This is a genomic window from Actinoallomurus soli (assembly GCF_024055715.1).
Taxonomy (GTDB): Bacteria; Actinomycetota; Actinomycetes; order Streptosporangiales; family Streptosporangiaceae; genus Actinoallomurus; species Actinoallomurus soli.
Window position 1 is genome coordinate 192,943 of the sequence record NZ_JAMXMV010000009.1, and the last position, 23,146, is coordinate 216,088.

The window sequence follows — 23,146 nt, forward strand, 5'->3', positions numbered from 1 at the left end:
GTCAGCGGTCCGCCGGCGGCGCGCCGCCGGCGGAGGCCATGGCCGTGATGATGCGCTCCTCGGTGATCTCCAGGCCGGTCAGCTCGGCTGCGACCGCGCCGTCGCGCAGCACGACGACGCGGTCGCAGCCGGAGACCAGCTCCTCCAGGTCGGAGGAGATCAGCAGAATGGCCAGGCCGGCGACGGCCAGCTCGTCCAGCAGGTCGCGCAGCTGGGCCTTGGCGCCCACGTCGATGCCGCGGGTCGGCTCGTCCAGCAGCAGGACCTTCGGCTGCATCGCCAGCCAGCGGGCCAGCAGGACCTTCTGCTGGTTGCCGCTGGACAGCTCGGCGACCTTCTGCAGCGGCGACGTCGCCTTGATGCGCAGGCGGCGCATGAAGGTCTCCACGACCTGGTCGATCCGCGCGCCCGAGACGAGCCCGAAGCGGGACAGGCGCGGCAGCGCGGCCAGCGCGATGTTGTCGCGGACCGACAGCGACGGGATGATCCCCTCGACCGCGCGGTTCTCCGGCAGGAGCCCCACCCCCGCGCGGATCGCGCCGGCGATCGAGCGCCGCCGCAGCGGCGCGCCGGCCACGGTGACCTGGCCGGCGTCCAGCGTCAGGGCCCCGGCGATCGCCTTGGCGGTCTCCGTACGACCCGCTCCCAGCAGGCCGCCCAGCCCCAGCACCTCGCCCTCCCGAAGCTCCAGCGACACGTCGGCCAGCGCGTGCCGGCGCGTGAGCCCGGTGGCGCGGAGGTACGGCGGGTCGGCCGGCGCCTCGGCGGCCGCCTCGGGCAGGGCGGGCGACACGCGCGGGAGCCGCCGCCCGAGCATGATCGATACGAGCGCACGCCGCTCCAGTCCCGCGAACGGCCCGCTGTGCACGACCCGGCCGCCGCGCAGCACGGTCAGCCGGTCGCCGAGGCGGTAGAGCTCGTCGAGCCGGTGGCTGACGTACAGCACCGCCCGGCCCTGCTCGCGCTGCTCGGTCACGACGCGGAACAGCGCCTCGATCTGCCGCGGCTCCATCTCGGCGGTCGGCTCGTCGAGGACGAGCACCTCGGCGCCGGCCGTCACCGCGCGGGCCAGGGCCACGAGCGTGCGCGCTCCAGGGTCGAGCGTCGCCAGCGGCCGGCGCACGTCGACCCGCAGCCCGTACGCGGCGAGGAGCTCGGCGGCCCGGTCGTGCATCCGCGCGAGGTCGATCAGGCCGAACCTGCCCCTGGGCTCGGCGCCGGCGAACAGGTTGCGCGCGATGCTCAGCGACGGGATGAGCGCGCTGCCCTGGTGGACCGCCATGACGCCGGCGCGGCGGGCGTCCAGGGGGCTGCCGAAGCGGACCACCTCGCCGTCGCGGCGCAGCCGCCCGGCGTCGGGCCGGTACACCCCGGAGAGGATCTTGACGAGCGTGGACTTGCCCACGCCGTTCTCTCCGGTGAGCGCGTGCACCTCCCCGCGCGCCAGCGTGAGTGAGACATGGTCGAGAGCGACCGTGCCGGGGAACACCTTGAGGATCCCGGCCGCCTCCAGGGCCCTGTCGGTCACGACGCACCTCCCGGTAACGCGCCGGTGTACCGCAGGTAATACCACGCCAGGGCCGTCGATCACCAGAGAGCGGGGACGCATCGTCGCGGTGTTCAGTCCTTGACCCGGCAGGCCGCCGAGGAGTTGCCGCAGCAGTCCCCCTCGTCGCCCGCCTGCGCATCGGAGCCCTGGCACCGGTGCTGACCGCCGCGCCCGCCGGCGCCCGCACCACCCGCTGAAACCGGGCTAGGAACGCGCGCGGGCGGCGATGAGGTCGGTGAACAGGGTCTCCCACTGCCGGGCGACGGTGGCGATGTCGTAGCGTGCGGCGGCCTGGTGAGCGGCCGCGCCCATGGCGTGGCGCCTGGCGGGATCGTCGATGAGTTCGCCCAGGGCATCGGCCAGGGCGTCGGTGTCGCCGGCCGGAACGAGGAGCCCGTCCCGGCCGTGGCTGATGATCTCACGCGGGCCCTGGGGGCAGTCGAAGCTGACGACCGGGACACCGGAGGCGAACGCCTCGATGATGGTCATGCCGAAGCCTTCGAAGGAGGAGGACAGCGCCACGATGGAGGCCTCGGCGAAGGCGGCGTGGATGTCACCGGTCCGGCCCATGAACGCGACCCTGTCGCCCAGGTGGTGGAAGGCGGCGACCCCGCGGAGCCTGGCGAGTTCGGGGCCGGTCCCGTACAGGCGCAGGGTCCAGTCCGGATGGGTCGCCGCGACCTTGGCGAAGGCGTCGATGAGCCGCTCGTAGTGCTTGACTTTGGCCATGCGGCCCGCCGCGGCGATCACCGGGGCGTCCAGGCCGGAGACCGGCTTGGCGCCCGCGGGCAGGGCGTTGGGGATCGACTCGAGCCGCGTGGGAGCGCCTTCGAGGAAGCCGGTGTAGGCGCGCCGGTCGGCCTCGGTGAGGGTCACCAGCGCGTCCAGGCGCGGGTACCAGCGGCGCATGTGCTCCTTCAGGCCCGCGCGGTGCGCGTCCAGGTGGAGGTGCTCCTGGCCGACCACGACGACGTCGCGCGGGGCGAAGCGGGCGGCCAGCAGGTTGAACGCCGGGCGGGTGGTGACCAGCACGTCGGTCTCCAGCCCGTGCAGCGCCCGCCACACCCGGTAGTCACCACGCAGGGTGATCTCCGACCACATCCTCTCGCCGCGGGGCACCAGCCGGCTGTTGTGCCGGCCCAGCCGCGCGTCGAGGCGCCCGGGACGTACTCCCTTGCGCACGTCCATCAGCGTGCGGACGCCGACGCGCTCGTCGATCGGGAAGAACGGATCGGTCCGCCGCCGGTGCAAGGTGATGATCTCGACCTCGTGCCGCATCGCGAGATGGTTGGCCAGGGTGATGGTGGCGCGAATCGTGCCGCCCATTCCGTAGGCGGATCCGAGAAGGAACGTGATCTTCATGTGCGGTGTCTCCAGGGGGGTGGACGTCATGGGGGCGGACCCTCACCTCGTCAGGCGCCGCGGGATGGCGGTGTTCACATCGAGGCGGCGTTCGACCGCCGCGATCAGCCCGAATACTTACTATTGAGATAGTATTACCGCGATAGTACTACTTGATGCGTAGACTGCGGCCGGACGAAGGAGCACACCACGTGAACCACGCGAACGGCGATGGCGCCGTCCCCCGCCGCCCCCCGGGCATGCTGGAAGACGAGGTGCTCGCGGTGCTGTGGGCACTCGGACGGCCGGTGACCCCCGCCGAGGTGCAGCTCGAACTCGGCGACCGGCTGGCCTACACCACGGTGATGTCGACGCTGAGCCGCCTGCACCGCAAGAACCTGGTCACCCGCACGCCGACCGCACGAGGCGGGTACGCCTACGCCCCGACGATGGACGAGGCCGAGCACACCGCCCGCGCGATGACCGAGTTGCTGGACCGCCGCCGCGACCGCGCCGGGACGCTGGCCCGCTTCGTCTCATCGCTGCCGCCGGAGGACGAGGCGCTCCTGCAGCGGCTGCTCCACGCGGAAGGCGGTGACTGACATGGAGCTCATCGTCTACGCGCCGTTCGCGGCCTCGGCGCTGCTGGCCGTCTCGGGACCACGGCTCGCCGCCCGGATGCCACCGGCGACCGGAACCCGCCTGCTGCTGACCGCCGGCCTCGCATGCGCCCTGACATCATTGCTGTCACTCGCCCTCCTGGCCGCCACACTCATCGGACGGCTCCCCCTGGTCGCCGCCGTCGGCGCCTGGTCCGGCGACCGCCTCCGCCACGCCGACCCGGTCTCACCCCTCACGGCGAAAACCGCCATCCTCACCCTGGCGACCATCGCGATCGCGCTCGTGTGGACCGCCGCACGACGCGCCCGCGCCCTTCACCGCGCCCGGCACGCCAGCGCCCGGCTCGGCCCGCGAACCGGCCGCCTCGCCGTCCTCGACCAACCCGCGATCGAAGCGTTCGCCGTCCCCGCCGGCCGCGGACAACAGGGCCGCATCGTGGTGTCCACCGGCATGCTGCGCACCCTGAACGCCGAAGAGCGCCAGGTCCTGCTCGCCCACGAGACCGCCCACCTGGACCACCGGCACCACCGCCACCGGACCCTGGCCGCCCTCATCACGGCCGCCGACCCCCTCCTGGCCCCGCTTCCGGCGGCGATCCACCACCTCACCGAACGCTGGGCCGACGAAGACGCCGCCGCGACCGTCACCGACCGCTCCCTCACCGCCCGCGCCCTGGCCCGCGCCGCCCTCGCCGCCCGCCACGATGAGCGACCATCACCCCGGAGCGCCGTACTGTGCTTCGGCCGCAGCGACGTGCCGGGCCGCGTCCGCGCCCTGCTCGCCGGAACCCCGGCCCGCCGTCCGGTCATCGTCGCCGTGCTGACCGCCGCCCTCACCGCGTGCCTCGTCAGCGCGGCGGAGGCCGGGAACGACACCGCCCACCTGTTCGGCCGTGCCCGCCACGGCTACCACGCCAGACCGCTCGGCATCACCGCCGCCACCACGCACGAGGCACGCCACCTCATCACCGTCCTCGATCACCGCACCGACGGGTCGCGGTGATCACGCGACGGCTCATGCCGTATCGGTCACGTCGCCGATGGCCTGGTCGAGGATGGCCAGACCGAGCGAGATCTCCGCTTCGGTGGCGGTCAGCGGCGGCGCGATCCGGAACACGCCGCCCATGCCCGGCAACTGCACGATGTTCATGTGCAGGCCGAGCTCCAGGCACCGCGTGGTGACAAGAGCGCCGAGCTCGTCGGATCCGCGTCCGCTCGCGCGGTCCGCGACCAGTTCCAGCCCGGCCAGCAGGCCGCGGCCGCGGACGTCTCCGACGACCGGGTGCCGCGCCGCGATGTGCTCCAGGCCGTCGCGCAGGAGGGCGCCGAGTCCGGCGGCGCGTTCGTCCAGCCGGTCACGGATCAGCACGTCGAGGACGGTGTTGCCGACCGCCGCCATGAGCGGGTCGGCGACATGGGTGGTGAAGAACAGGAAGCCGCGGTCATGAGCCTCCTGCTCGATCTCGGCGCTGGTCAGCACGGCGGCGAGGGGGAATCCGGCACCGAGGGTCTTCGACAGCGTCAGGATGTCCGGGACGACGCCGTCCCGCTGGAAGGCGTACCAGGCGCCGGTGCGGCAGAGGCCGGTCTGAGCCTCGTCGAGGATCAGCAGCATGCCGCGCTCGCGGCACTTCTCGTGCAGCGCGGCGAAGTAGCCCTCGGGCGGCTCGATGATCCCGCCGGAGCTGAGGATGGGCTCGACCATGCAGGCGGCGAGGCTGCCGACGGACTGCGCGTCGATCAGCTCGAAGCCGAAGTCCAGCTGCCGCCGCCAGTCGAGCTCACCGTCGGAGGTGGTGAAGTCCGGCCGGTACGCGTTGGGCACGGGGATGGCGAAGTTGCCCGGAGCCGCCGGGCCGTACCCTTTGCGGCCGGCGCTGTAGGTGGCGGACGCCGCGGCCTGCGTCATGCCGTGCCACGAGCGGGCGAAGGAGACGATCTCGTGCTTGCCGGTGACGAGCTTGGCCATCCGGATCGCGGCCTCGTTCGACTCGCCGCCGGTGGTCAGCAGCAGGGCCTTCTCCAGTGGCGCCGGCAGGGTCTCGGCCAGGCGCCGGGCGAGGTCGACGACGGGGCGGCTCAGCATGCCGCTGAACAGGTGGTCGAGCCGGGCCGCCTGCTCCCGCACCGTGGCCACGATCTCCGGGTGCGAGTGGCCGATGATCGCGCTCATCTGGCCCGAGGTGAAGTCGAGGATCTTCCGGCCGTCCTCGGTGTACAGGAAGCTACCGGCGGCGCTCTCGATGATCTCGCGGGTGAACCGGCCCGCCCCGGCGTAGCGGACGAGGTGCCGGTCGGCGTCGGCCCAGAAGGCGGATGAGGACGCGGAGGTCGCAGCGGTCATGTCTCGAGCAGCGGTCATGTCTCGACGCTAGGGGCCCGCCGAGCGCCACGTCCATCTCACAATCCCGGCTTTCCTGTTCGGCGCAGCCGTACAAGAATGTCCCGGTGATCTTCAACCCGTGGCGGCTGCGGCTCCTGATCCAGCTCGACACGCTGGGAACCGTGCGCGCCGTCGCCCAGGCCTTGAACCTGAGCGCGTCGAGCGTGTCCCAGCAGTTGTCCGTGCTCGAGGCCGAGACGCGCACGCAGCTGCTGGAGCGCACCGGGCGGCGGGTGCGGCTCACCCCGGCCGGGCTGATCCTGGCGCGGCGGGCGCGGGAGATCCTCGACCACATGACCGCGGTCGGGGCGGAGCTGCGCAGTCTCGGCGAGGAGCCCGCCGGGCTCGTCCGCCTGGGGGCGTTCCAGAGCGCGCTGCACAGCATGGCCGTCCCGGCGATCGTCCGGCTCGCCGAGGCGTACCCGCACCTCGACGTCGAACTGCTGGAGCTGGAACCGCACGAGAGCATGCCCGCCCTGCGCGTGGGCGACGTCGACGTGATCATCACGACGACGGACTTCGTCGAGCAGCCGCTCGGCCCCGACCTCGACATCGTGCCACTGGCCACCGACCCGATCGTGCTCGTGCTGCCGCCCGGCCATCCGGCGGCGGGGCGTGACCCGGTCGACCTCGCCGCCTTCGCGGACGAGCCGTGGGCGCTCGACAGGCCGCAGTCCTACATGGCGAACCTGGCGATCCGCCTGTGCCGGGAGGCCGGGTTCGAGCCGCGGGTGGTGTGCCGCTTCAGCAATTACCTGATGACCACGCAGCACGTCGAGGCCGGCCTGTCGATCGCGCTGCTGCCCGGCCTGGCCGTCGACCCCCGCTACCGCGTCACCGTCCGCCGGCTCGCCACCCCGGTCACCCGGACCATCACCGCGGCGATCCGCCGCGGTGCACCGCCGCGGGCGGCGGTCAACGTCGTCCTCGACGCGCTACGCCGTGATCCAGGGCATCCGGAGCTGTCATCGCCGGGTCTTCCGGGGAGTTCGTGAAGCCCGGGGACTAGAGACGGGCGACGTGGATCCGCACGCCCCGCGCGCTCAGGTCGTGCAGCTCCTCCGGCGAGGCGTCCTCGCCGGTGACGAGGTGGTCGATGCGCTCGGGCGGAACGGTCTGCACCATGGTGTCCACCCCGACCTTGGTGTGGTCGGCGAGCACCACGACCTCCTCGGCCGCCTCGGCCAGCGCCCGGTCGGTGCCCGCGACCTGCATGTTCGGCGTCGACAGGCCGCGCTCGGCGGTCAGGCCGTTGCCGGAGATGAACACCCGGCGCATCCGCAGCCCGGCCAGCGACCGCTCCGCCGCGCTGCCGATCAGGGCCTGCACCGGGCCGCGCAGCGTGCCGCCGGTCACCACCACCTCGATGCGCGGCGAGGCGGCCAGGGTCTGCGCGACCAGGAGCGAGTTGGTCACCACCGTGAGCTCGGTGTGGCCGGTCAGCCGCTGCGCCAGCGCGTGCGTCGTGGTGCCGGGGCCGATGGCGATGGCGTCGCCGTCCTCGACGAGCGCCGCCGCGAGGTCGGCGATCGCGGCCTTCTCGTCCCCCGCGACCTGGGCCTTCTGCAGGTACGTCGCCTCGCGGGAGAGCTCGCCGGGCAGGGAGGCTCCGCCGTGGTGGCGGTCCAGCAGGCCGTCGGCCTCGAGCGCGCGCACGTCACGGCGCACCGTGACCTCCGACGACTGGACGGCCTCGGCCAGCTGACGCAGCGACAGCGTGCCGTTCGCGCGAAGCAGCTCGAGAATGCGCTTACGGCGTTCGGCGGCGAATACCGGCTTGCGACCGTCCGGCGGCCCCTGGACGTCGCTCACGGTCCCCCCTGTAAGGCGAAAGCTCCCACTCTCTGAGATCGTAGCCATCCGCCGCGCCTACGGCCCACATGATCATCGAGTTCACGGCGTAACGCGGCGGCGGCCCGCCGTCAGCCGCTCCCTCAACCGTACGGCGTCGGCGGCCATGGCCGTCACCAGGACCCCCGGCCCGGCGAGCGGCAGGACGGCCAGGCCCTCCTCCGCGTACGGCTCGGCGTCGGCACCCGTGATCAGCAGGGTTCCGGCGGCCCGCGCGTCGCCGAGCACCGCGCCGCTCGTCGCGTCCTCGCCGATCCGCAGCTCGTGGCGGAGCAGCGGCGTCGCGCCGGCCGTGACGTCCAGCCGGCCGGTGTACCGGCCCGGCGGCTCTCCGTGGCGGCCGAGGACGATCTCCTCCCGCCAGACCAGCTCCGCGCCCTCGTCCAGGGTCACCTCCGCCGTGGCGTGGTGGTCGCAGCCCGCCGCGGCGATCACGGGCTCGGGCGTGACGACGAGCCGTCCCCCGGCCGCGACGTGCGCCCGTACGGCGAGGCGCGAGGCTCCGGCGCCCTCGCGGCCCGGCAGGACGAGGGTGGCCGCGGCCGAGCGGACGCTCAGCCGCGCGCCCGGGCCGACCTCGACGCTCAGTTCCAGGTCGTCGCCGCCGAGCGGTCCCGCGCCCGCGCCCACCACATAGACCGCCCCGCCGGACTCGCGCAGGGCCAGCGGGCCGTCCGACCGCAGCCGCGTGATCCGCGTCCGCCCGCCAGGACCGCGCTCGGCACGCACGGCCGCGCGCGCCCGGAGACCGGCGTACGGGGCCGCGGGGCCGGAGGTCACGCGTCGGCGTGTGCGGCGAGGACGGCGCGCACCCAGCTGACGACCTCCGGGGCGTCCGGGCGCTCCCGCAGCGACGTGAAGGCGACCGGCAGCCCCGCCCGTACGCGCTCGGCGTCGCGGGCCATGACGGTCAGATCCGCACCGACCAGCGGCGCGAGGTCCGTCTTGTTGACCACCAGCAGGTCTGCGGTGGTGACGCCCGGACCGCCCTTGCGAGGGACCTTGTCGCCGCCGGACACGTCGAGGACGAAGATCTGCCGGTCGGCCAGCCCCCGGCTGAACGTCGCGGTGAGGTTGTCGCCGCCGCTCTCCACGATCACGAGGTCGAGCGGGCCGTGCCGATCCTCCAAGGTCTCGACGGCGTCCAGGTTCGCGGAGATGTCGTCGCGGATCGCCGTGTGCGGGCAGCAGCCGGTGCGGACCGCCGCGATCCGGTCCTCGTCCAGTACGGCGTTCCGGCGCAGGAAGTCGGCGTCCTCGGTCGTGTAGATGTCGTTCGTGACCACGGCCAGCGCCGCCTCCTCGCGCAGCAGGCGGCACAGCGCGGCGACCAGGGCCGTCTTGCCGCTGCCGACCGGGCCGCCGATGCCGAGCCGCAGCGCCCGGCGCGGTCGCGGCTCCCGCGGCTCGCGGCCGTCGTGAGGTCCCAATCCCATCCTCCGATCTCAGGATTCGAACAGGCGTGTTCCGGCCCGGTCGTGGAGCTCGGCGAACACGTCCAGCGCGGGCGCGGACGCCGCCGGCAGCCCACCGGCCCGTACGGACGCGGCCGCCTCCGCCGCGACGGCGTCGACGCGCGCGGCGAGCCCCGCCAGCACGCGGTAGACGCCGAGGGGGTCGAGCCCGAGCAGGCGGATCGCCGCCGACGCCGGCACGGTCACCGCGCCGTACGCCGCGATCTGCGCCGCCCGTACCGGCACGCCGCCCGCGGCGGCGACCGCCGCGCCCAGGACGATCGGATGGTGCGGCCCGCCCGCCGCCCCGGCCGGGAGGTCGAGGACGAAGCCGGGCCACAGGCCGCGGGCGACGCGCAGCAGCGCCCGTCCCTGCGCGCGTGAGGCCCGCCGCTGCGCGGGCGACGGCGTACGCGCGTCCGCCTCGGCGTCGAGCCGCTCCCAGCCGTCCGGCGTACGGGCCCGCGGGGCGGCACCGCCCGGCGGCGCGTTCCCTGCGGGCTCCCGCGCGTGGGCGCAGGCGGCCGCCGCCAGGCCCGCCGTGACGAGTCCGGCGGTGGCGAGCCGGCCGCGCAGGAAGGCGGTGAGCGTGGCCAGGTCGTGGACGACGCCGGTCGCGGCGGCGGTCTCCAGGCCGCCGGAGTGCGCGTGCCCTCCGGCGGGCAGCCGCGAGTCGGCGAGCAGCAGGAGCACGGCGTCCATGGGGGCGTTCCCGGAAGCGTCCATCAGAACAGGAAGTACCGGCGGGCCATGGGCAGCTCGGACACCGGAGCGGGCTCGATCTCATTCCCGTCGACACTGACCGTGAACGTGTCCGGGTCGACCCTGATGTCCGGGAGGGCGTCGTTCAGCGGCAGGTCCGCCTTGCCCAGCCGCCGGGTGTCCTTCACCGGGACGAGCGGCCGCCGCACGTCCAGACGCCCGGCCAGGCCGTCCTCGATCGCGGCGGGCGCGACGAAGTGCACCGACGTCGACGGGGCGGCGCTCGCACCCCACATCGGGCGGGGGAACACCGGCTGCGGCGTCGGGATCGAGGCGTTCGCGTCCCCCATCGCGGCCCAGGCGATCATGCCGCCCTTCAGCACGACGAGCGGCCGCACGCCGAAGAACGCCGGGTCCCACAGCACCAGGTCCGCGAGCTTGCCCACCTCCACCGAGCCGACCTCGGCGTCGAGACCGTGCGCGATCGCCGGGCAGATCGTGTACTTGGCGACGTACCGGCGGGCGCGCAGGTTGTCGTCCAGGCCGCCCCGGCGGGTCTTCATCACGTGCGCGGTCTGCCAGGTACGGATGACGGTCTCGCCGATGCGGCCCATCGCCTGGGAGTCCGAGCCGATCATCGAGATCGCGCCGAGGTCGTGCAGGACGTCCTCGGCCGCCATCGTCGTCGGGCGGATCCGCGACTCGGCGAACGCCAGGTCCTCCGGCACCGCCGGGTTCAGGTGGTGGCAGACCATGAGCATGTCGAGGTGCTCGTCGAGCGTGTTGACGGTGTGCGGCCGGGTCGGGTTGGTCGAGGACGGCAGGACGTTCGGATGCGCGGCGACCCGGATGATGTCCGGCGCGTGCCCGCCGCCCGCGCCCTCGGTGTGGTACGCGTGGACGGACCGGCCGTCGATGGCGTTCAGCGTCGACTCCACGTACCCGGCCTCGTTGAGGGTGTCGGAGTGCAGCGCCACCTGCACCCCCGAGGCGTCCGCGACCCGCAGGCACGCGTCGATCGCGGCCGGCGTCGACCCCCAGTCCTCGTGCAGCTTGAACCCCGACGCGCCGCCCCGCAGCGCCTCCCACATGCCCTCCTCGGACACCGTGTTGCCCTTGGCGAGCAGCGCGACGTTGACCGGCCAGGCGTCCATCGCCTCCAGCATCCGGGCGAGGTACCAGGCGCCGGGAGTGACCGTCGTCGCCCTGGTCCCCTCGGCCGGGCCGGTACCGCCCCCGACGAGCGTGGTGACACCGGCGCCGAGGGCCTCCTCGACCAGCTGCGGGCAGACGAGGTGGACGTGCGCGTCGACGGCCCCGGCCGTGAGGATCCGGCCGTTCCCCGCGAGGATCTCCGTGGACGGGCCGATCACCAGATCGGGATGGACCCCGTCCATCGTGTCCGGGTTGCCGGCCTTGCCGAGCGCGGCGATCCGGCCGTCGCGCACGCCGACGTCGGCCTTGACGATGCCCCAGTGGTCCAGCACCACGGCACCGGTGATCACCAGGTCGGGCGCCCCCTCGGCGCGCGTCGCCGTCCCCTGGCCCATCGACTCGCGGATCACCTTGCCGCCGCCGAACACCACCTCGTCCCCGGCCCCGGCGCCCCGGCTCAGATCCTCGGTGACCTCGATGAACAGGTCGGTGTCGGCCAGGCGCACGCGGTCGCCGGCGGTCGGGCCGTACAGCCGGGCGTAGCGGTGGCGGGAGATCTCAGCCACGGCGCAGGCCCGGTACGGCCGCGCGCCCCGCGAGCGGCACCAGCGACACCTCGCGTGCCACGCCTGGTTCGAAGCGCACGGCCGTGCCGGCGGGAATGTCGAGCCGGTGGCCGCGCGCGGCCTCCCGGTCGAAGTCGAGCGCGTCGTTGGCCTGCGCGAAGTGATAGTGCGAGCCGACCTGCACCGGGCGGTCCCCGGTGTTCACCACCCTGATCGTCCGCCGCGGACGCCCGGGGTTCAGGCGCACGGGGCCGTCGCCGAGCACGATCTCACCCGGGACGACGCTCGCCGCGTTCTCCTCCGGGGACGTCACGGGATCGGCCGGTGCACGGTGACGAGCTTCGTGCCGTCGGGGAAGGTCGCCTCGACCTGCACCGACTCCAGCATCTCCGGCACGCCCTCCATGACGTCCTCGCGGGAGAGCACCGTGCGCCCCGCCTCCATGAGCTCGGCGACGGTCCGCCCGTCGCGGGCGCCCTCCAGCACGTACGAGGCGATGACCGCGGTGGCCTCGGGATGGTTGAGCCGCAACCCGCGGGCCCGCCGGTCCCGGGCGAGCCCGGCCGCGACGTGAACGAGCAGCCGCTCCCGCTCATGCGGAGTGATCAGCACACCCGGACGCTAACCCCGTACAGGGCCGGCGACACCGGTCCGCCCGCCGAACCAACGGGAACTTCACTGGATCCAGAGCCGCACCATACGCACCCGCCACCGGCCTCAGCCCGAGTCATTGGTCAGTGGGCCGACCGTTCCGAGGACGCTCTACGGCGCGCCGCCTCCTCGTAGGCCCTCACGGAGCCGCCCCACGGTGCTCGTGATTGCGCGCGCTTTACTTCAGCCGGGCTTTGGTGGCGACTGCGGGCTCCTCGGCCTGGTGCTTGGCCGTGCGGGGGTTTCGGCGACGCGTCATGGTGGTGGAGGCGTCGGCGTCGTGGATGGCGAGAGCGACCGTGATGGCGAGTGCGGCTGCTGCGGCCCCGGCGAGGAAAGCGTCGTGGTAGGCGGTCAGGTGGACGTTCATATGGCCGGCGTTCTCCTGGGTCGGGCCTACGGCGGCGAGTACGGTGCTGAGCAGTGCGACGCCGATGGCGCCTCCGAGCTGCTTGCCGGCGTTGAAGATCGAGGACGCCCGTCCGGTCTGCGCCTTGGTGACGGTGGCCATCGACACGGCCTGGCTGGGGATGAACACGAAAGCCACGCCGAGCCCGAGGCCGAACATGATCAGCCGCACCGGCCACAGGCTGGTGCGTGCGTCCACCTGGGCCATCGCCACCAGTGCGGCCACGATGATCAGCAGTCCGGCCGCCACGATCCGGCGGGGACCGAGGCGCCAGTAGAGCGCGCGGGTCACGATCTGCCCGCCGGCCATGACGCCGATCGCAGAGGGAAAGACGGTCAACCCCGACTTCACTGCGGACAGGCCGAGTGCGTCTTGAAAGAATAGGGCGGCCAGGAACAGCGCGCCGAGGTAAGCGACCGACCCGAGTCCGTACAGACTCGTCGCGCACGCGAACATGCGGTTGCCGAGCAGACGCAGATCGACCAGCGGGTTGGCCACCCGTAGCTCGACGGCGACCATCAGACCGAGCAGCACCACACCGGCGCCGACCGTGGCGAGCACCGGGACGGCCGACCAGCCCTGAGACGGTCCCTCGGAGATGCCGTACATGACCGAACCCAGCCCCAGACCGGACAGCAGCAGACCGGTCACATCCAGACGGCCGGGGTGGGCGGGGATGTGATCGGCGAGTGCCACGCCCCCGAACACGAACGTCACCGCGCCGATCGGCACGTTGACGAAGAACACCAGCCGCCATGACAGGTAGGTCGTGAACACGCCTCCGAGGATCGGGCCGAACGCCGGGGCCAGCGCTGTGACCAGCGCCAGGACGCTGGAGATCCGGACCCGCTCGGCCGGTGGGTAGACCCGGAAGAGCATCGCCAGCCCGACCGGGGTCATCACCGCCCCGCCGACGCCCTGCAAGACCCGGAAGGCGACCAACTCACCGAGACTGCTGGAGACGCCGCACAGCGCCGAGGCGATCGTGAATACGCCCACCGCGCCCAGCAGCGCTCGCCGCCCGCCGATCCGGTCGCCGAGCCAGCCCGAGGCAGGGATGAACACCGCCAGGCTCACCAGGTAGGTGATCGAGACCAGGCCGACGCTGCCGGCGCGGGCGTGCAGGTCGCGGCCCAGGGCCGGTAGGGCGACGTTGACGATCGTGGTGTCCATGACGGCCATGAACATGGCGGCGACGTACACCACCGCCACGACCGGCTTCTGATCCAGGCGAGACTCCATACCCAAAAATGCTAGCACTATCACTGAGGGTCTCAACCATCGATATTGTCAGCCAGTAGTATGGACTAGCATTGGCTATGTGATTACGGCCTCAGACCTTCCCGTCCCGGTCATGGACGACCGACATGACGACCCAGCAGCCGAGGTGTGGCAACGAATCCGAGCGATCAGCCACAACCCGACCGCGATGGCCGCCTTCCACCAGATCACCCAAGAGACCGGGCTGCCACTCGCACCCCTGCGGGCGCTACTCGTCCTCCCCCTGGACGAACCGATCCCGATGCGGCAGCTTGCAAAGCGACTCGGATGCGACAACTCCTACGTGACTTCGCTGGTCGACGCCCTCGAACAACGCGGTCTCGCCGTGCGCCGGCAGCACCCGACCGATCGCCGGATCAAGGTCATCATGCTGACCGACGAAGGACGAGAGCTGACCAAGCGGGCGCAGCTTGCCGATACCACCCCGCCGGACTCCTTCGCCAACCTCAGCCCCACCGAGATCACCACCCTTCGAGACCTCTTGCGCAAGCTCGGCCCGGACCAGACCTGACGACCTCACGACCCGCCGCATATCTCCCGGCCCGGCGGGTCGGTGACGATGCCCTCCTCAGGGCGCGGTGGCCTCGGTGTGCGGCGCGCGTGTGAGTGCGAGGGTGCTTCCGGCCACGCCGATGAGGATGATCGCGACGGCGGCGCTGATCCCGCCCGCGCGGTTCCAGTACACGTCCTTCAGCTCGATCAGCAACGCGGCTTCGTCGATCACCAGGGCCAGCCCGATCCCGAAGGCGAGGCCCATCCAGGTCCGCCAGACGGGAGATCTCTCGACGAGCCCGCATGCGCCGACGGCGATCAACAGCAGAATGCCCCAGATGTAATGGTGAATATGGACGCGACCGACGTGGACGTTGCCCAGGCCCGCGACGTGAACGTGAATTGCCCAGGTCAGCGCGCGCAATCCGGCGAATGTGGCGGTGAATCCCCACCAGGAAAGGATCAGACCACGCCGCGTGGGATGGACGTGCCGCAACCGACGTGAACGCCGAGGCGGGTTTTCGGCTGACCGATCGTCCGGGGAATTCGACGCTTCACCGCTCACCCGACGAGCCTACTGCCGCCGCGACGCATTGAACTGTCGGCGAACCCGCCGCGGCTGTGGCCAGCGCCGGAACCACAGTCCAGCACGACCTGGCGCATCGGCGTGTCCACGGGGGCGACCGCGGTGGCACGTTCGGCCACTCCGTCGCCGTCACCGCCCCGCGTGAGGCCGTCGGGCGGTTGCACTGAGAGTGAACCTCGCAGGTAACGGCAGCAGGAGACTCTCATGTCGGATTTCACTCATCACACCGCGCCGACGCGGTTCGCGGAGGCGGGGGGTGTCTCGTACGGCTATTCGCGCGGGCCGCCGGCCGCGCGTATCCGCCCCTCAGGGGCAACGGCGATTGCCCGAACCGACGGCGTCCGCCCTAGAATCCGTCGAGTGTCACCTCTTCCCACCTGCGACGATCCCGGGAACGGGCCGATCGTCGGGCGGGACCGCGAGCTGGCCCGCTGCCAGGAGCTCCTTTCCGCGGTCGGGCCGGGCGGGCAGGCCGTCCTGATCGAGGGCGAGGCCGGCATCGGCAAGAGCACGCTGGTCGACGCCGTGGTCCGGCTGGCCGCCGTACAGGGCTTCCGCGAGCTGCGCTGTACCGGCGTGCAGAGCGAGACGACGTCCGGCTTCGCAGGCCTCCATGAGCTGTTCCACCCCGTGCTCGATCGCCTCTCCGCGCTCCCGGACCGGCAGCGGCAGGCCCTGGAGGTCGCGCTCGGGCAGGCCGACGGGCCGGCGCCGAGCCGGCTGATGACCGGGCTCGCCGCGCTCGGCCTGCTCGAGGACTACTCGGCCGAGCAGCCCGCGGTCGTCGTGGTCGAGGACGCGCAGTGGCTCGACGCCTCCACCGCCCAGGCCATCGCCTTCGCCGCCCGGCGCCTGTCGAACGCCCGAGTGCTGCTGATCGTGACGATGCGGACCGACGCCGCCGAGCGGGCGATCGAGGCCTCCGAGGCCTCCGAGGGCGCCGCGGCCGGCCTGATCCGGTCGATCCCGCTGACGGAGCTCTCACTCGGCCCGCTCACCGACGAGGAGTCCGAGCGGCTCCTGCGCGAGCAGCGGCCGGAACCCGACGAGGGCACCCGCCGGCTGATCCTCGCCGAGGCCGTCGGCAACCCGCTCGCGCTGACCGAACTCGGCCGGGCGCTCACCGGGCACCCGCCGCCGGGCGGGGTCGCCGGAGACCGGTGGCTGCCGATGACCCGGCGGCTGCAGCAGGCGTTCCTCGCCGGAGCGTCCCGGCTGCCCGAGCGCAGCCGGCGGATGCTGCTGTTCATCGCCGCGGCGCCCGAATCGTCGCTGCGCCAGCTGATGACCGCCGCGGCACGCGCCGGCCTGAGCCTGGACGACCTCGCGCCGATCGAGAACGCCCGCCTCGCCACCGTCGCCGGAGACCAGGTGGTGCTGCGCCATCCGCTCGTCCGCTCCGCCGTCTACGGCGCCGCGTCGTTCGCCGAACGGACCGCCGCCCACCGCGTCCTCGCCGACACCGCCACCGACCCCGACCGCGCCGCGTGGCACGCCGCCGCGGCCGTCCCGGACCACGACGACGCGGTGGCCGCCGCGCTGGAGGCCACCGCGGCCCGGGCCCGCGACCGCAGCGCGCTCGCCGAGGCCGTCGCGGCGTTGCGGCGGGCCGCCGGCCTCTCGTCCTCCGAGACCGACCGTACGCGCCGCCTCGCCGCCGCCGCGGAGATCGCCCGCCAGGCCGGCGACGTGGCGGGCAGCGCGCTGCTGGTCCGTGAGGCCCGGCCGGCGGCGACCGACCCCGACGTGCTCGCCCACCTGGCACTCACCCAGGTCGCCCTGACCAACAGCGCCGCCGTCCCGGGTCACAGCACCGACGACCTGCTCGACCTCGCCGCCCGGCTGGCCGGCCCCCGCGGCGACGGCAACCGGACGCAGCGGCTGCGCGTGCTCGCCACCGCCGCCACCGCGCACTGCGTACACGGCCTGCCCGACGACCTCCGCGCGCGGCTCCGGCAGGCCATCGACGCGGCCGCCGGCGATGACGGCGGTCTTCTCACGCTCGTCGGGCGGGTGCTGCTCTATCCCGCCGAACACGCCGACCAGGCCCGGAGCGAGCTGCCCGGGCTGCTGCGCGTCATCCGGGACGCCTACCTCTCGGACGAGGCCAGGAGGTGGCCCAGCCGCCCGCAGATCATCATCGGCGTCGGGCTCATGGCCGAGGCCGTGCACGACCTGCCGGCCGCGTTGGACTGCTGGAACCTGGGCGTCGAGTACTCCCACCGCACAGGCGCCCCCGGAGACGAGGCCTGGGCCCTGCGCGAGCGCGGCATGATCCGGATCGGTCTCGGGCGGCTGCAGGACGGCCTGGCCGACGCCGAGATGGCCCTGCGGATCGGCGCCGACCTCGGCCTGCGGGTCACCGCGGCGGACGCGGCCATCGCCGCGGCCCGTGCGTACGCCTGGCGCGGCGACAACGCCCGCGCGCTCGCCGCGCTCGACCGCGGCGAAGAACTGGCCGGCGCCGACGGCCCCACCTTCATCAAGGCCCGGGCGAGCTGGGCGGCCGGCCTGGTCGCCCTCAACGAGCGTCGTCACGAGGACGCCTGGGCCGCCCTCAACGCCGCGCGGGCCCACACCTTCACCGGATGGTGGGCGCTCGCCGACCTGGCCGAGGCCGCGGTGCGCACCGGCCGCACCGAGCAGGTGACGCCGCTGCTGGTACGAGCGTCCGAGGAGGCCCCGGCGTTCGCCAGCCCGTACCTCGACAACCTGGTACGGCGCGGCCTGGCGCAGGCCCAGCCGAGCGCCGGCGCCGAGGAGCACTTCGAGGCGGCGCTGGCGACCGCCGGAAACAACCCGGGCACGCTGGAGATCGCCCGCACCCGGCTCGTCTACGGCGAGTGGCTGCGCCGCCGCCGTCGCATCGTCGACGCCCGTGAGCAGCTCGGCGCGGCCCTGCGGGTGTTCGAGGGCGCGGGTGCGTCCCCATGGGCCGAACGCGCCGCGGCGGAGCTGCGCGCCGCCGGTGTCGTCTCCGCCCCGCCGACGGTCACGCGGGAGGCGGGTCGCCGGGCCGTGCCGGACGCGGCGGCCGTGCTCACCGCCCAGGAGCTGCAGATCGCCCGGATGGCCGCCGCGGGCATGACCAACCGGGAGATCGCCGACCGGATCTACCTGTCGCACCGTACGGTCGCGACCCACCTGTACAAGGTCTTTCCGAATCTGGGCGTCAGCAACCGGACCCAACTGCGCGCCGCGCTGGAGCAGGCCGGCGCGGCGTGAAGCCGGCCGCCCGGCCGTTCCGCTCAGTCAAATGTCGGATACCTCCCCGGTGACCGGCCGACGAGCATGGACGGCAGCCGACGACACGTCGGGCCGCGACCTCCGCGAAGGACGAGAATGTCCACTTACCTGTCCGACCAGGCCGAGACGGAATTCGTCGACGGCCCGGAGGGCGAACGGTTCGCCTACCGGCGCTTCGGCCGGCCCGGCACCGTACCGCTGGTCCTGCTGATGCGGCTGCGCGGCACGATGGACCACTGGGACCCGGCGCTGCTCGACCGCCTCGCGGCCGAACGCGAGGTCATCGTCTTCGACAACCGCGGCACCAGCGCCTCGACCGGCGTCGCCCCCGACACCATCGAAGGACTCGCCGACGGCGCGATCGCCTTCCTGCGGTCGCTCGGCCTGGACCAGGTCGACGTGCTGGGCTGGTCGATGGGCGGCATCGTCGCCCAGGGCGTCGCGCTGGGGGCGCCGGACCTGGTACGGCGCCTGATCGTCGCCGGCAGCTCGGCCGGCGGGGTCCCCGACCTGCCACCGCCTCCCGCCAAGGTCAATGAGGTGCTCGCCCACCCGGAGAACGGCGACGAGGACTTCCTCTACCTCTTCTTCCCCAAGACCGAGCAGGCCCGGGCCGCGGGGCTCGCCTCGCTGCGCCGGATCGACCGCCGGCTGACCGGGTCCAAGGCCCAGGTGCAGCCGGAGACCTACCGCGCGCAGCTCACCGCCATCGGCGGCTTCGCGGGTTTCTGGGAGCGCCAGGGGGAGCTGGCCCTGCCGGTGCTCGTCGCGAACGGCGCGCACGACGTGATGATCCACTCGTACGCCACGTACGCCATGTCGCAGCGCCTGCCGAACGCCAAGGTCGTGCTGTACAGCGACGCCGGGCACGGCTTCCTCTTCCAGCACATCGACGACTTCGCGGCCGAGGTCGACCGCTTCCTGGCCTGACGACCGTGCGGGCCCCGTACGGCGGCCGGCGTACGGGGACGCCGCACGGCGACGCGAGGGCGATGCCGCCGTCAGTCGTCGTACTGAACCAGGCAGAACTCGTGGTCCTCCGGGTCGGCCATGACGACGACCACGCCTTCGTCACCGGCCTCGGTTGTGGCGCTGGTCGGTCGTCGAGTCCGGTGATCAGAAATCGATGAGCTCGACGGTCATGGTCGCGAGGTCACCCGCCTCGATGGCTTCGGCTCTGCGGACGGCGCGCTTGATGGGCAGCACGTAACTCCCCCGCGCGCTGTCCGGGAAGATCGAGGTCTTCCAGGTGCTCCCACCGACCGTGACCCGCACCCGCAGCGAACCGAAGCCGCGGCGGACTCCGCCGGCCAGGTCACGGATCTCCTCGGAAGCCTCGACAGGCAGGCTCACGAAGGTCCACGAGTCGGCGCGCCGCGCCTCCCATATCCACAGCTCGGCATCGAAGACGATTACCACGGACTCATCATGCCGCCCGGCTCCGACAGTCCATGGACCCGCCCGTGACTCCGGTGTGTGATCGCCGAGTAGCTCAATGGCGCGCTCGCGTTCTCCTGTGGGAGGCGATCGCGGTCACTTCGGCGTACTCGCCGCCGCTTCCTCCACTGCGGCTGCTCTTGCGCCACTGCGCCACCGACGTCGAGGAGCGGAGAAAGGGCAATTGCGGCAGCAGCATCGATGGGATGGCCTGGGGCCACGGCGGCGACATCGACCGTTACCACACCAGCGACGCCGCCACCGACGACGGCCGCGCCGCGGCGGTCGCCGTCACCCTGCTGCCGGAGAGCGACGGCCCTGTCAAGCGCCTGCTGACCGCCGTCGACGGCGCCCGCTGCGGGTGAGCCTTCTTCCTGTCACAGACTCTGACCGCCGCTGAGTTCGATGCAGCCACCGTTCGCCCAACCGAACGCGGTGGAGAGAAGGGCGGGCACGGCCGCACCGAGGTCGTCCGGGGTCCCTATTCTGCCCAGCGCGATGACGTTGGCGGACAGCTCCTTCACCGCATCGGTGTGCATGATGCCACCGCCGAAATCGCTCTCGGTCGCGCCGCCCCTGAGGGTGTTCACGCGGATCCGGCGATCGGCCAGCTCGACGGCCTGATACCGGGTCAGCACCTCCACTGCTCCCTTGACCGCGGCATAAGCGGATGCGCCGGGAACGACCGCTCTCGTCAACGCGGTGGAGAGGTTCAGAATCCGTCCCCCGTCCGCCAGCAGAGGCAGAAGACGCTGCGTGAGGAAATACGGGGCCTTCAGGTTCACCGCGACCAGTTCGTCGAACTGTTCCTCACTCGTCTCGGCGTACGGCGGGAAGAACCCGATGCCCGCGTTGTTGATCAGATAATTGAACTGCTGTGCCCCCCAGTCGTGCAGCAAACGTGAAACGCTGTCCGCGAAGGCCGGGAAGAGTTCACTGCGCGACAGGTCGAGTTGCAGGAAGGCCAGCCTGCCGCCGTTCTTCGTGACCTGCGCCGCGAACTCCTGCGCCTCGGTGGCGCTGCGGTTGTACGTACCGATGACCCACACACCCGCATCGGTCAGATGGGCGGCCATGCTGCGGCCGAAACCGCGACTTGCTCCGGTGACCAGAGCGATCCTCGAATCGTTCACCCTGGCATCCTGACCGCGCGGCCCGCGGCGATGCCAGCACGTGTCCACTCAGTGGCCGTTCCGAGCCGCGAGCGCCTCGATCGCCTTGCCCGCACGCTGGACATGCGCGGCAAAGTTCTCCGCCCGCACACGGGACGATGTCGCGATCTGCAGCGATGCCCGCTGCCCGCCGGGTAGGGTCAACAACCTCGCGTAGCACGTGAGGCCGTTGATCAGGTCCTGGTCATCGACGGCGGCAGCGAACGGCCGAACACGGGGCGACTGCCGGTGATTCGGATCGAGTACCAATGCCGCAGCCGTCAGGTCGGGCATCTCGATACCGGCGTACGCGTCGATGGGCAGTTCCTCTCGACCGGGGATCATCTCCATCGCCACCAGCGACGTCTCGGTCGGGACGACGAGTGAAACGGTGGCACCGGTCTGATCCCGAAGCGTCTGGATGACACGGTTGACGCTGGTGCGAACGCCCTCGAGCGGTTGCGCCCGGCCGGCGATCCCGAGCAGGTGCGGCGACACCGCCCACCGCCTGTCGGCACGCAACTCGACCGCTTTGCTCCGGCGCAGCTGGCGGAGCAGCCGGTGGACCGTGGACCTGGGTATCGATGTCAACTCGGCCAGACTGGACATCTGACGGTGTTCGTCCGCATCCGGCAGTGCGCGGAGGACACGGAAACCACTCTCGAGAACCTCCCGCCCAGGCCCCTGGCCAGGTGTCATTGCGTGCTCCTTTCGGGCTGATCGGTCCGGCGACTCTCGGTGTCGCCGCAGGCTGCGTCGAGTCGCCCAGCCTTCGGGAGCCGACCGATCCACATGATCGTTGTCCCGTACCTTAGCCAGACCCCATGGTCCGTGGCGGTCACGCAGGTCACAGACACAGACGTGGTTAGGCGCGGCTCGTTTTGAACCGCGCACCGCCTCGGCGACCGCCAGGCGGGCCAGCCCTTGGGAGTGCCGCCGGTTCGGTGGCGACAGCGCCATCGGCCGGATACAGGTCACCGGCGGTCGGGGCACGCCGGGCGCACCGGGTGACGGTCCTCGTGGCCGGCGACCGCTGATTCCCGGACGCCACCTGGCGCCGCACCACACCATCGGCCCCCACCGTCCCGGCCCCGGCCCCGTCCCGGCGAGCCTGCGCTCTGGCCGCCCCGTCCGCCATCCCCATCGGCACCAAGGTCTGCCCGGCGCGCATCGCCCCACCCGGCAGCGGCCGTGATCGCCACCGCGTCCCGGTACGCCTGCGGCAACACCTGCGCCGACGGGGTCAGACGGCGAAGGTGGTCCAGCGGTCGTGGAGGGTGCGGTCGCCGTGGTCGGTCAGGTCGCCCCAGACGCGGAGGCGGGCGAGGCCGCCGTCCGGGTGGAGATCCAGCCGGACGTGGGTCAGCTCGGGGGCGGAGCGCAGCCGGAAGCGGTGGCGACCGTCCGGCTGAACCCTGGTCGGGGGCAGCACCGTGGTCCACTCCCCTGACGTCCGGGTGTTCCGGCCGGAGAGTGCCACCCAGCCGGGGGCGTTGCACTTCAGGTGCGTCGTGTCGATCTCGACCAGCCGCGGCACGCCCGGCGCGGCCAGCTCGACCACCACCCAGTCGTTGCCGTCGTCGCGGCGCCGCGCGGTCTCCCAGCATTCGGCCTGGTCGCGGGGCAGGCCCGGCATCAGGACGTTCTCCGGGCGGGAGTAGAAGAGGTTCGAGCAGCCGGTGACCCGTGCGCCGTTCTCCAGTGCGGCCAGGTCGACCGTGAGGCCGGTGAGCAGGCGCGGGTCCGGGATCACCTCGCCGTGCACCCGGAGCCGCGCGACGCCGCCGTCCGGGAAGATGTTCAGCCGGACGTGGGTGAACCGCCGCGCCGCCTCCACCGCGAACAGGTGCCGCGCGTCCCCGCGCAGCGGGCCGCGCGGCACGATCTCCGTCCAGTGGCGGCCGGTCAGCTCCGCGGCGGACGGGTACCCCTCGGCGGCGCAGGCCTCGACGGACGCGTACGGCGGGAAGTTGCCCCGGAACCAGGCGGTGTCGACGACGACGCCCCGGATCACGCCCGGCAGGCCGAGCCGGACGAGCGCCCAGTCGTGGCCGCGGTCGTCGGTCTCCAGGCCAAGGGCGGACGGCCGCCGCCGGGCCGTCTCCCAGCCGTCGTACACCTGGCCCTTGCACCCGAAGGTCGCCGGCGCGTGCTCGGGCTCCCACGGGTTGATCAGATTCTCCCGCGCCGCGAACGACTCGTCGCTCGCGGCCATCACGGAACCGCCGAGGCTGCGTACCGCCAGGTCCGGGAGCGCGGTGACGTCGGCCAC

23 protein-coding genes are annotated in these 23,146 nt (G+C 72.7%); 7 read left to right on the forward strand and 16 right to left on the reverse strand.

Annotation, left to right across the window (positions count from 1 at the left end; all coding sequences use genetic code 11):
• Position 1: 1 nt before the first annotated feature.
• Positions 2-1,528, reverse strand: coding sequence for a sugar ABC transporter ATP-binding protein (locus NDW01_RS23320; RefSeq protein ID WP_252823394.1), 1,527 nt, complete (start codon positions 1,526-1,528; stop codon positions 2-4).
• A 225-nt stretch (positions 1,529-1,753) separates the two neighbouring features.
• Entirely contained in the window at positions 1,754-2,941 is a 1,188-nt protein-coding gene (locus tag NDW01_RS23325) for a glycosyltransferase family 4 protein (RefSeq protein ID WP_252823395.1), read from the reverse strand.
• Between the two features lie 161 nt (positions 2,942-3,102).
• Between NDW01_RS23325 and NDW01_RS23330 the strand changes: the two genes are divergently transcribed.
• Positions 3,103-3,492, forward strand: a complete 390-nt coding sequence (locus NDW01_RS23330; protein WP_252823396.1) for a BlaI/MecI/CopY family transcriptional regulator — start codon at positions 3,103-3,105, stop codon at positions 3,490-3,492.
• 1 nt (position 3,493) lies between these two features.
• Positions 3,494-4,513 (forward strand): M48 family metalloprotease, encoded by a 1,020-nt coding sequence (locus NDW01_RS23335; protein WP_252823397.1) that lies wholly within the window; start codon positions 3,494-3,496, stop codon positions 4,511-4,513.
• A gap of 12 nt (positions 4,514-4,525) precedes the next feature.
• On the opposite strand, the gene NDW01_RS23340 is transcribed toward NDW01_RS23335, so the two are convergent.
• On the reverse strand, positions 4,526-5,872 hold the full coding sequence (locus NDW01_RS23340) for an aspartate aminotransferase family protein (protein ID WP_252823398.1): 1,347 nt from the start codon (positions 5,870-5,872) through the stop codon (positions 4,526-4,528).
• An 86-nt stretch (positions 5,873-5,958) separates the two neighbouring features.
• Between NDW01_RS23340 and NDW01_RS23345 the strand changes: the two genes are divergently transcribed.
• On the forward strand, positions 5,959-6,888 hold the full coding sequence (locus NDW01_RS23345; protein WP_252823399.1) for a LysR family transcriptional regulator: 930 nt from the start codon (positions 5,959-5,961) through the stop codon (positions 6,886-6,888).
• A 10-nt stretch (positions 6,889-6,898) separates the two neighbouring features.
• Here NDW01_RS23345 and NDW01_RS23350 read toward each other — a convergent pair whose 3' ends face one another.
• From NDW01_RS23350 to NDW01_RS23385, 8 genes are all read right to left on the reverse strand, one after another.
• Positions 6,899-7,705, reverse strand: a complete 807-nt coding sequence (locus tag NDW01_RS23350; protein WP_252823400.1) for a DeoR/GlpR family DNA-binding transcription regulator — start codon at positions 7,703-7,705, stop codon at positions 6,899-6,901.
• Positions 7,706-7,786: 81 nt separating this feature from the next.
• Positions 7,787-8,524, reverse strand: coding sequence for an urease accessory protein UreD (locus tag NDW01_RS23355; RefSeq protein ID WP_252823401.1), 738 nt, complete (start codon positions 8,522-8,524; stop codon positions 7,787-7,789).
• Entirely contained in the window at positions 8,521-9,180 is a 660-nt protein-coding gene (gene ureG / locus NDW01_RS23360) for an urease accessory protein UreG (protein WP_252823402.1), read from the reverse strand. Before ureG ends, NDW01_RS23355 begins: the two co-directional genes overlap by 4 nt.
• Positions 9,181-9,189: 9 nt before the next feature.
• Positions 9,190-9,924 carry an urease accessory protein UreF gene (locus NDW01_RS23365; protein WP_252823403.1) on the reverse strand — a complete coding sequence of 245 codons (735 nt, stop codon included), beginning with the start codon at positions 9,922-9,924 and terminating at the stop codon, positions 9,190-9,192.
• Complete coding sequence (locus NDW01_RS23370; RefSeq protein WP_252823404.1) at positions 9,924-11,621, reverse strand: urease subunit alpha; 1,698 nt, start codon at positions 11,619-11,621, stop codon at positions 9,924-9,926. The genes NDW01_RS23365 and NDW01_RS23370 overlap by 1 nt, the downstream gene beginning before the upstream one ends.
• Positions 11,614-11,934, reverse strand: coding sequence for an urease subunit beta (locus NDW01_RS23375; RefSeq protein WP_252823405.1), 321 nt, complete (start codon positions 11,932-11,934; stop codon positions 11,614-11,616). Before NDW01_RS23375 ends, NDW01_RS23370 begins: the two co-directional genes overlap by 8 nt.
• Complete coding sequence (locus tag NDW01_RS23380) at positions 11,931-12,233, reverse strand: urease subunit gamma (RefSeq protein WP_252823406.1); 303 nt, start codon at positions 12,231-12,233, stop codon at positions 11,931-11,933. The genes NDW01_RS23375 and NDW01_RS23380 overlap by 4 nt, the downstream gene beginning before the upstream one ends.
• A 217-nt stretch (positions 12,234-12,450) precedes the next feature.
• The gene (locus tag NDW01_RS23385; RefSeq protein WP_252823407.1) at positions 12,451-13,923 is read right to left on the reverse strand and encodes an MDR family MFS transporter; all 1,473 of its coding nucleotides are present in this window, start codon (positions 13,921-13,923) and stop codon (positions 12,451-12,453) included.
• Between the two features lie 112 nt (positions 13,924-14,035).
• Here NDW01_RS23385 and NDW01_RS23390 point away from each other — a divergent pair, with 112 nt between their 5' ends.
• On the forward strand, positions 14,036-14,473 hold the full coding sequence (locus tag NDW01_RS23390) for a MarR family winged helix-turn-helix transcriptional regulator (RefSeq protein WP_252823408.1): 438 nt from the start codon (positions 14,036-14,038) through the stop codon (positions 14,471-14,473).
• Between the two features lie 57 nt (positions 14,474-14,530).
• Here the strand turns inward: NDW01_RS23390 and NDW01_RS23395 are convergent, their stop codons facing one another.
• A complete protein-coding gene (locus NDW01_RS23395; RefSeq protein WP_252823409.1) occupies positions 14,531-15,019 on the reverse strand; it encodes a hypothetical protein in 489 nt (162 codons plus the stop codon).
• A gap of 381 nt (positions 15,020-15,400) precedes the next feature.
• Here NDW01_RS23395 and NDW01_RS23400 point away from each other — a divergent pair, with 381 nt between their 5' ends.
• Both NDW01_RS23400 and NDW01_RS23405 read left to right on the forward strand, forming a co-directional pair.
• Positions 15,401-18,265 (forward strand): helix-turn-helix transcriptional regulator, encoded by a 2,865-nt coding sequence (locus NDW01_RS23400; protein WP_252823410.1) that lies wholly within the window; start codon positions 15,401-15,403, stop codon positions 18,263-18,265.
• 117 nt (positions 18,266-18,382) lie between these two features.
• Positions 18,383-19,216 carry an alpha/beta fold hydrolase gene (locus tag NDW01_RS23405; protein ID WP_252823411.1) on the forward strand — a complete coding sequence of 278 codons (834 nt, stop codon included), beginning with the start codon at positions 18,383-18,385 and terminating at the stop codon, positions 19,214-19,216.
• A gap of 186 nt (positions 19,217-19,402) precedes the next feature.
• On the opposite strand, the gene NDW01_RS23410 is transcribed toward NDW01_RS23405, so the two are convergent.
• Positions 19,403-19,705, reverse strand: a complete 303-nt coding sequence (locus NDW01_RS23410) for a DUF1905 domain-containing protein (RefSeq protein ID WP_252823412.1) — start codon at positions 19,703-19,705, stop codon at positions 19,403-19,405.
• A 224-nt stretch (positions 19,706-19,929) separates the two neighbouring features.
• Between NDW01_RS23410 and NDW01_RS23415 the strand changes: the two genes are divergently transcribed.
• A complete protein-coding gene (locus NDW01_RS23415; protein ID WP_252823413.1) occupies positions 19,930-20,088 on the forward strand; it encodes a hypothetical protein in 159 nt (52 codons plus the stop codon).
• 12 nt (positions 20,089-20,100) lie between these two features.
• Here the strand turns inward: NDW01_RS23415 and NDW01_RS23420 are convergent, their stop codons facing one another.
• From NDW01_RS23420 to alc, 3 genes are all read right to left on the reverse strand, one after another.
• A complete protein-coding gene (locus tag NDW01_RS23420; RefSeq protein WP_252823414.1) occupies positions 20,101-20,856 on the reverse strand; it encodes an SDR family NAD(P)-dependent oxidoreductase in 756 nt (251 codons plus the stop codon).
• Positions 20,857-20,904: 48 nt separating this feature from the next.
• Positions 20,905-21,573, reverse strand: a complete 669-nt coding sequence (locus tag NDW01_RS23425; RefSeq protein ID WP_252823415.1) for a helix-turn-helix domain-containing protein — start codon at positions 21,571-21,573, stop codon at positions 20,905-20,907.
• A 544-nt stretch (positions 21,574-22,117) separates the two neighbouring features.
• Positions 22,118-23,146: an allantoicase gene (gene alc, locus NDW01_RS23430; RefSeq protein WP_252823416.1), complete on the reverse strand. Its 1,029-nt coding sequence runs from the start codon at positions 23,144-23,146 to the stop codon at positions 22,118-22,120.

Coding starts and splice junctions, on each gene's coding strand:
- NDW01_RS23415 (WP_252823413.1), top strand. CDS start 19,930: ATGGCCTGGGGCCACGGCGGCGACATCGACCGTTACCACACCAGCGAC.
- NDW01_RS23335 (WP_252823397.1), top strand. CDS start 3,494: ATGGAGCTCATCGTCTACGCGCCGTTCGCGGCCTCGGCGCTGCTGGCC.
- NDW01_RS23385 (WP_252823407.1), bottom strand. CDS start 13,923: ATGGAGTCTCGCCTGGATCAGAAGCCGGTCGTGGCGGTGGTGTACGTC.
- ureG (WP_252823402.1), bottom strand. CDS start 9,180: ATGGGATTGGGACCTCACGACGGCCGCGAGCCGCGGGAGCCGCGACCG.
- NDW01_RS23325 (WP_252823395.1), bottom strand. CDS start 2,941: ATGACGTCCACCCCCCTGGAGACACCGCACATGAAGATCACGTTCCTT.
- NDW01_RS23390 (WP_252823408.1), top strand. CDS start 14,036: ATGGACGACCGACATGACGACCCAGCAGCCGAGGTGTGGCAACGAATC.
- NDW01_RS23405 (WP_252823411.1), top strand. CDS start 18,383: ATGTCCACTTACCTGTCCGACCAGGCCGAGACGGAATTCGTCGACGGC.
- NDW01_RS23365 (WP_252823403.1), bottom strand. CDS start 9,924: ATGGACGCTTCCGGGAACGCCCCCATGGACGCCGTGCTCCTGCTGCTC.
- NDW01_RS23340 (WP_252823398.1), bottom strand. CDS start 5,872: ATGACCGCTGCTCGAGACATGACCGCTGCGACCTCCGCGTCCTCATCC.
- NDW01_RS23425 (WP_252823415.1), bottom strand. CDS start 21,573: ATGACACCTGGCCAGGGGCCTGGGCGGGAGGTTCTCGAGAGTGGTTTC.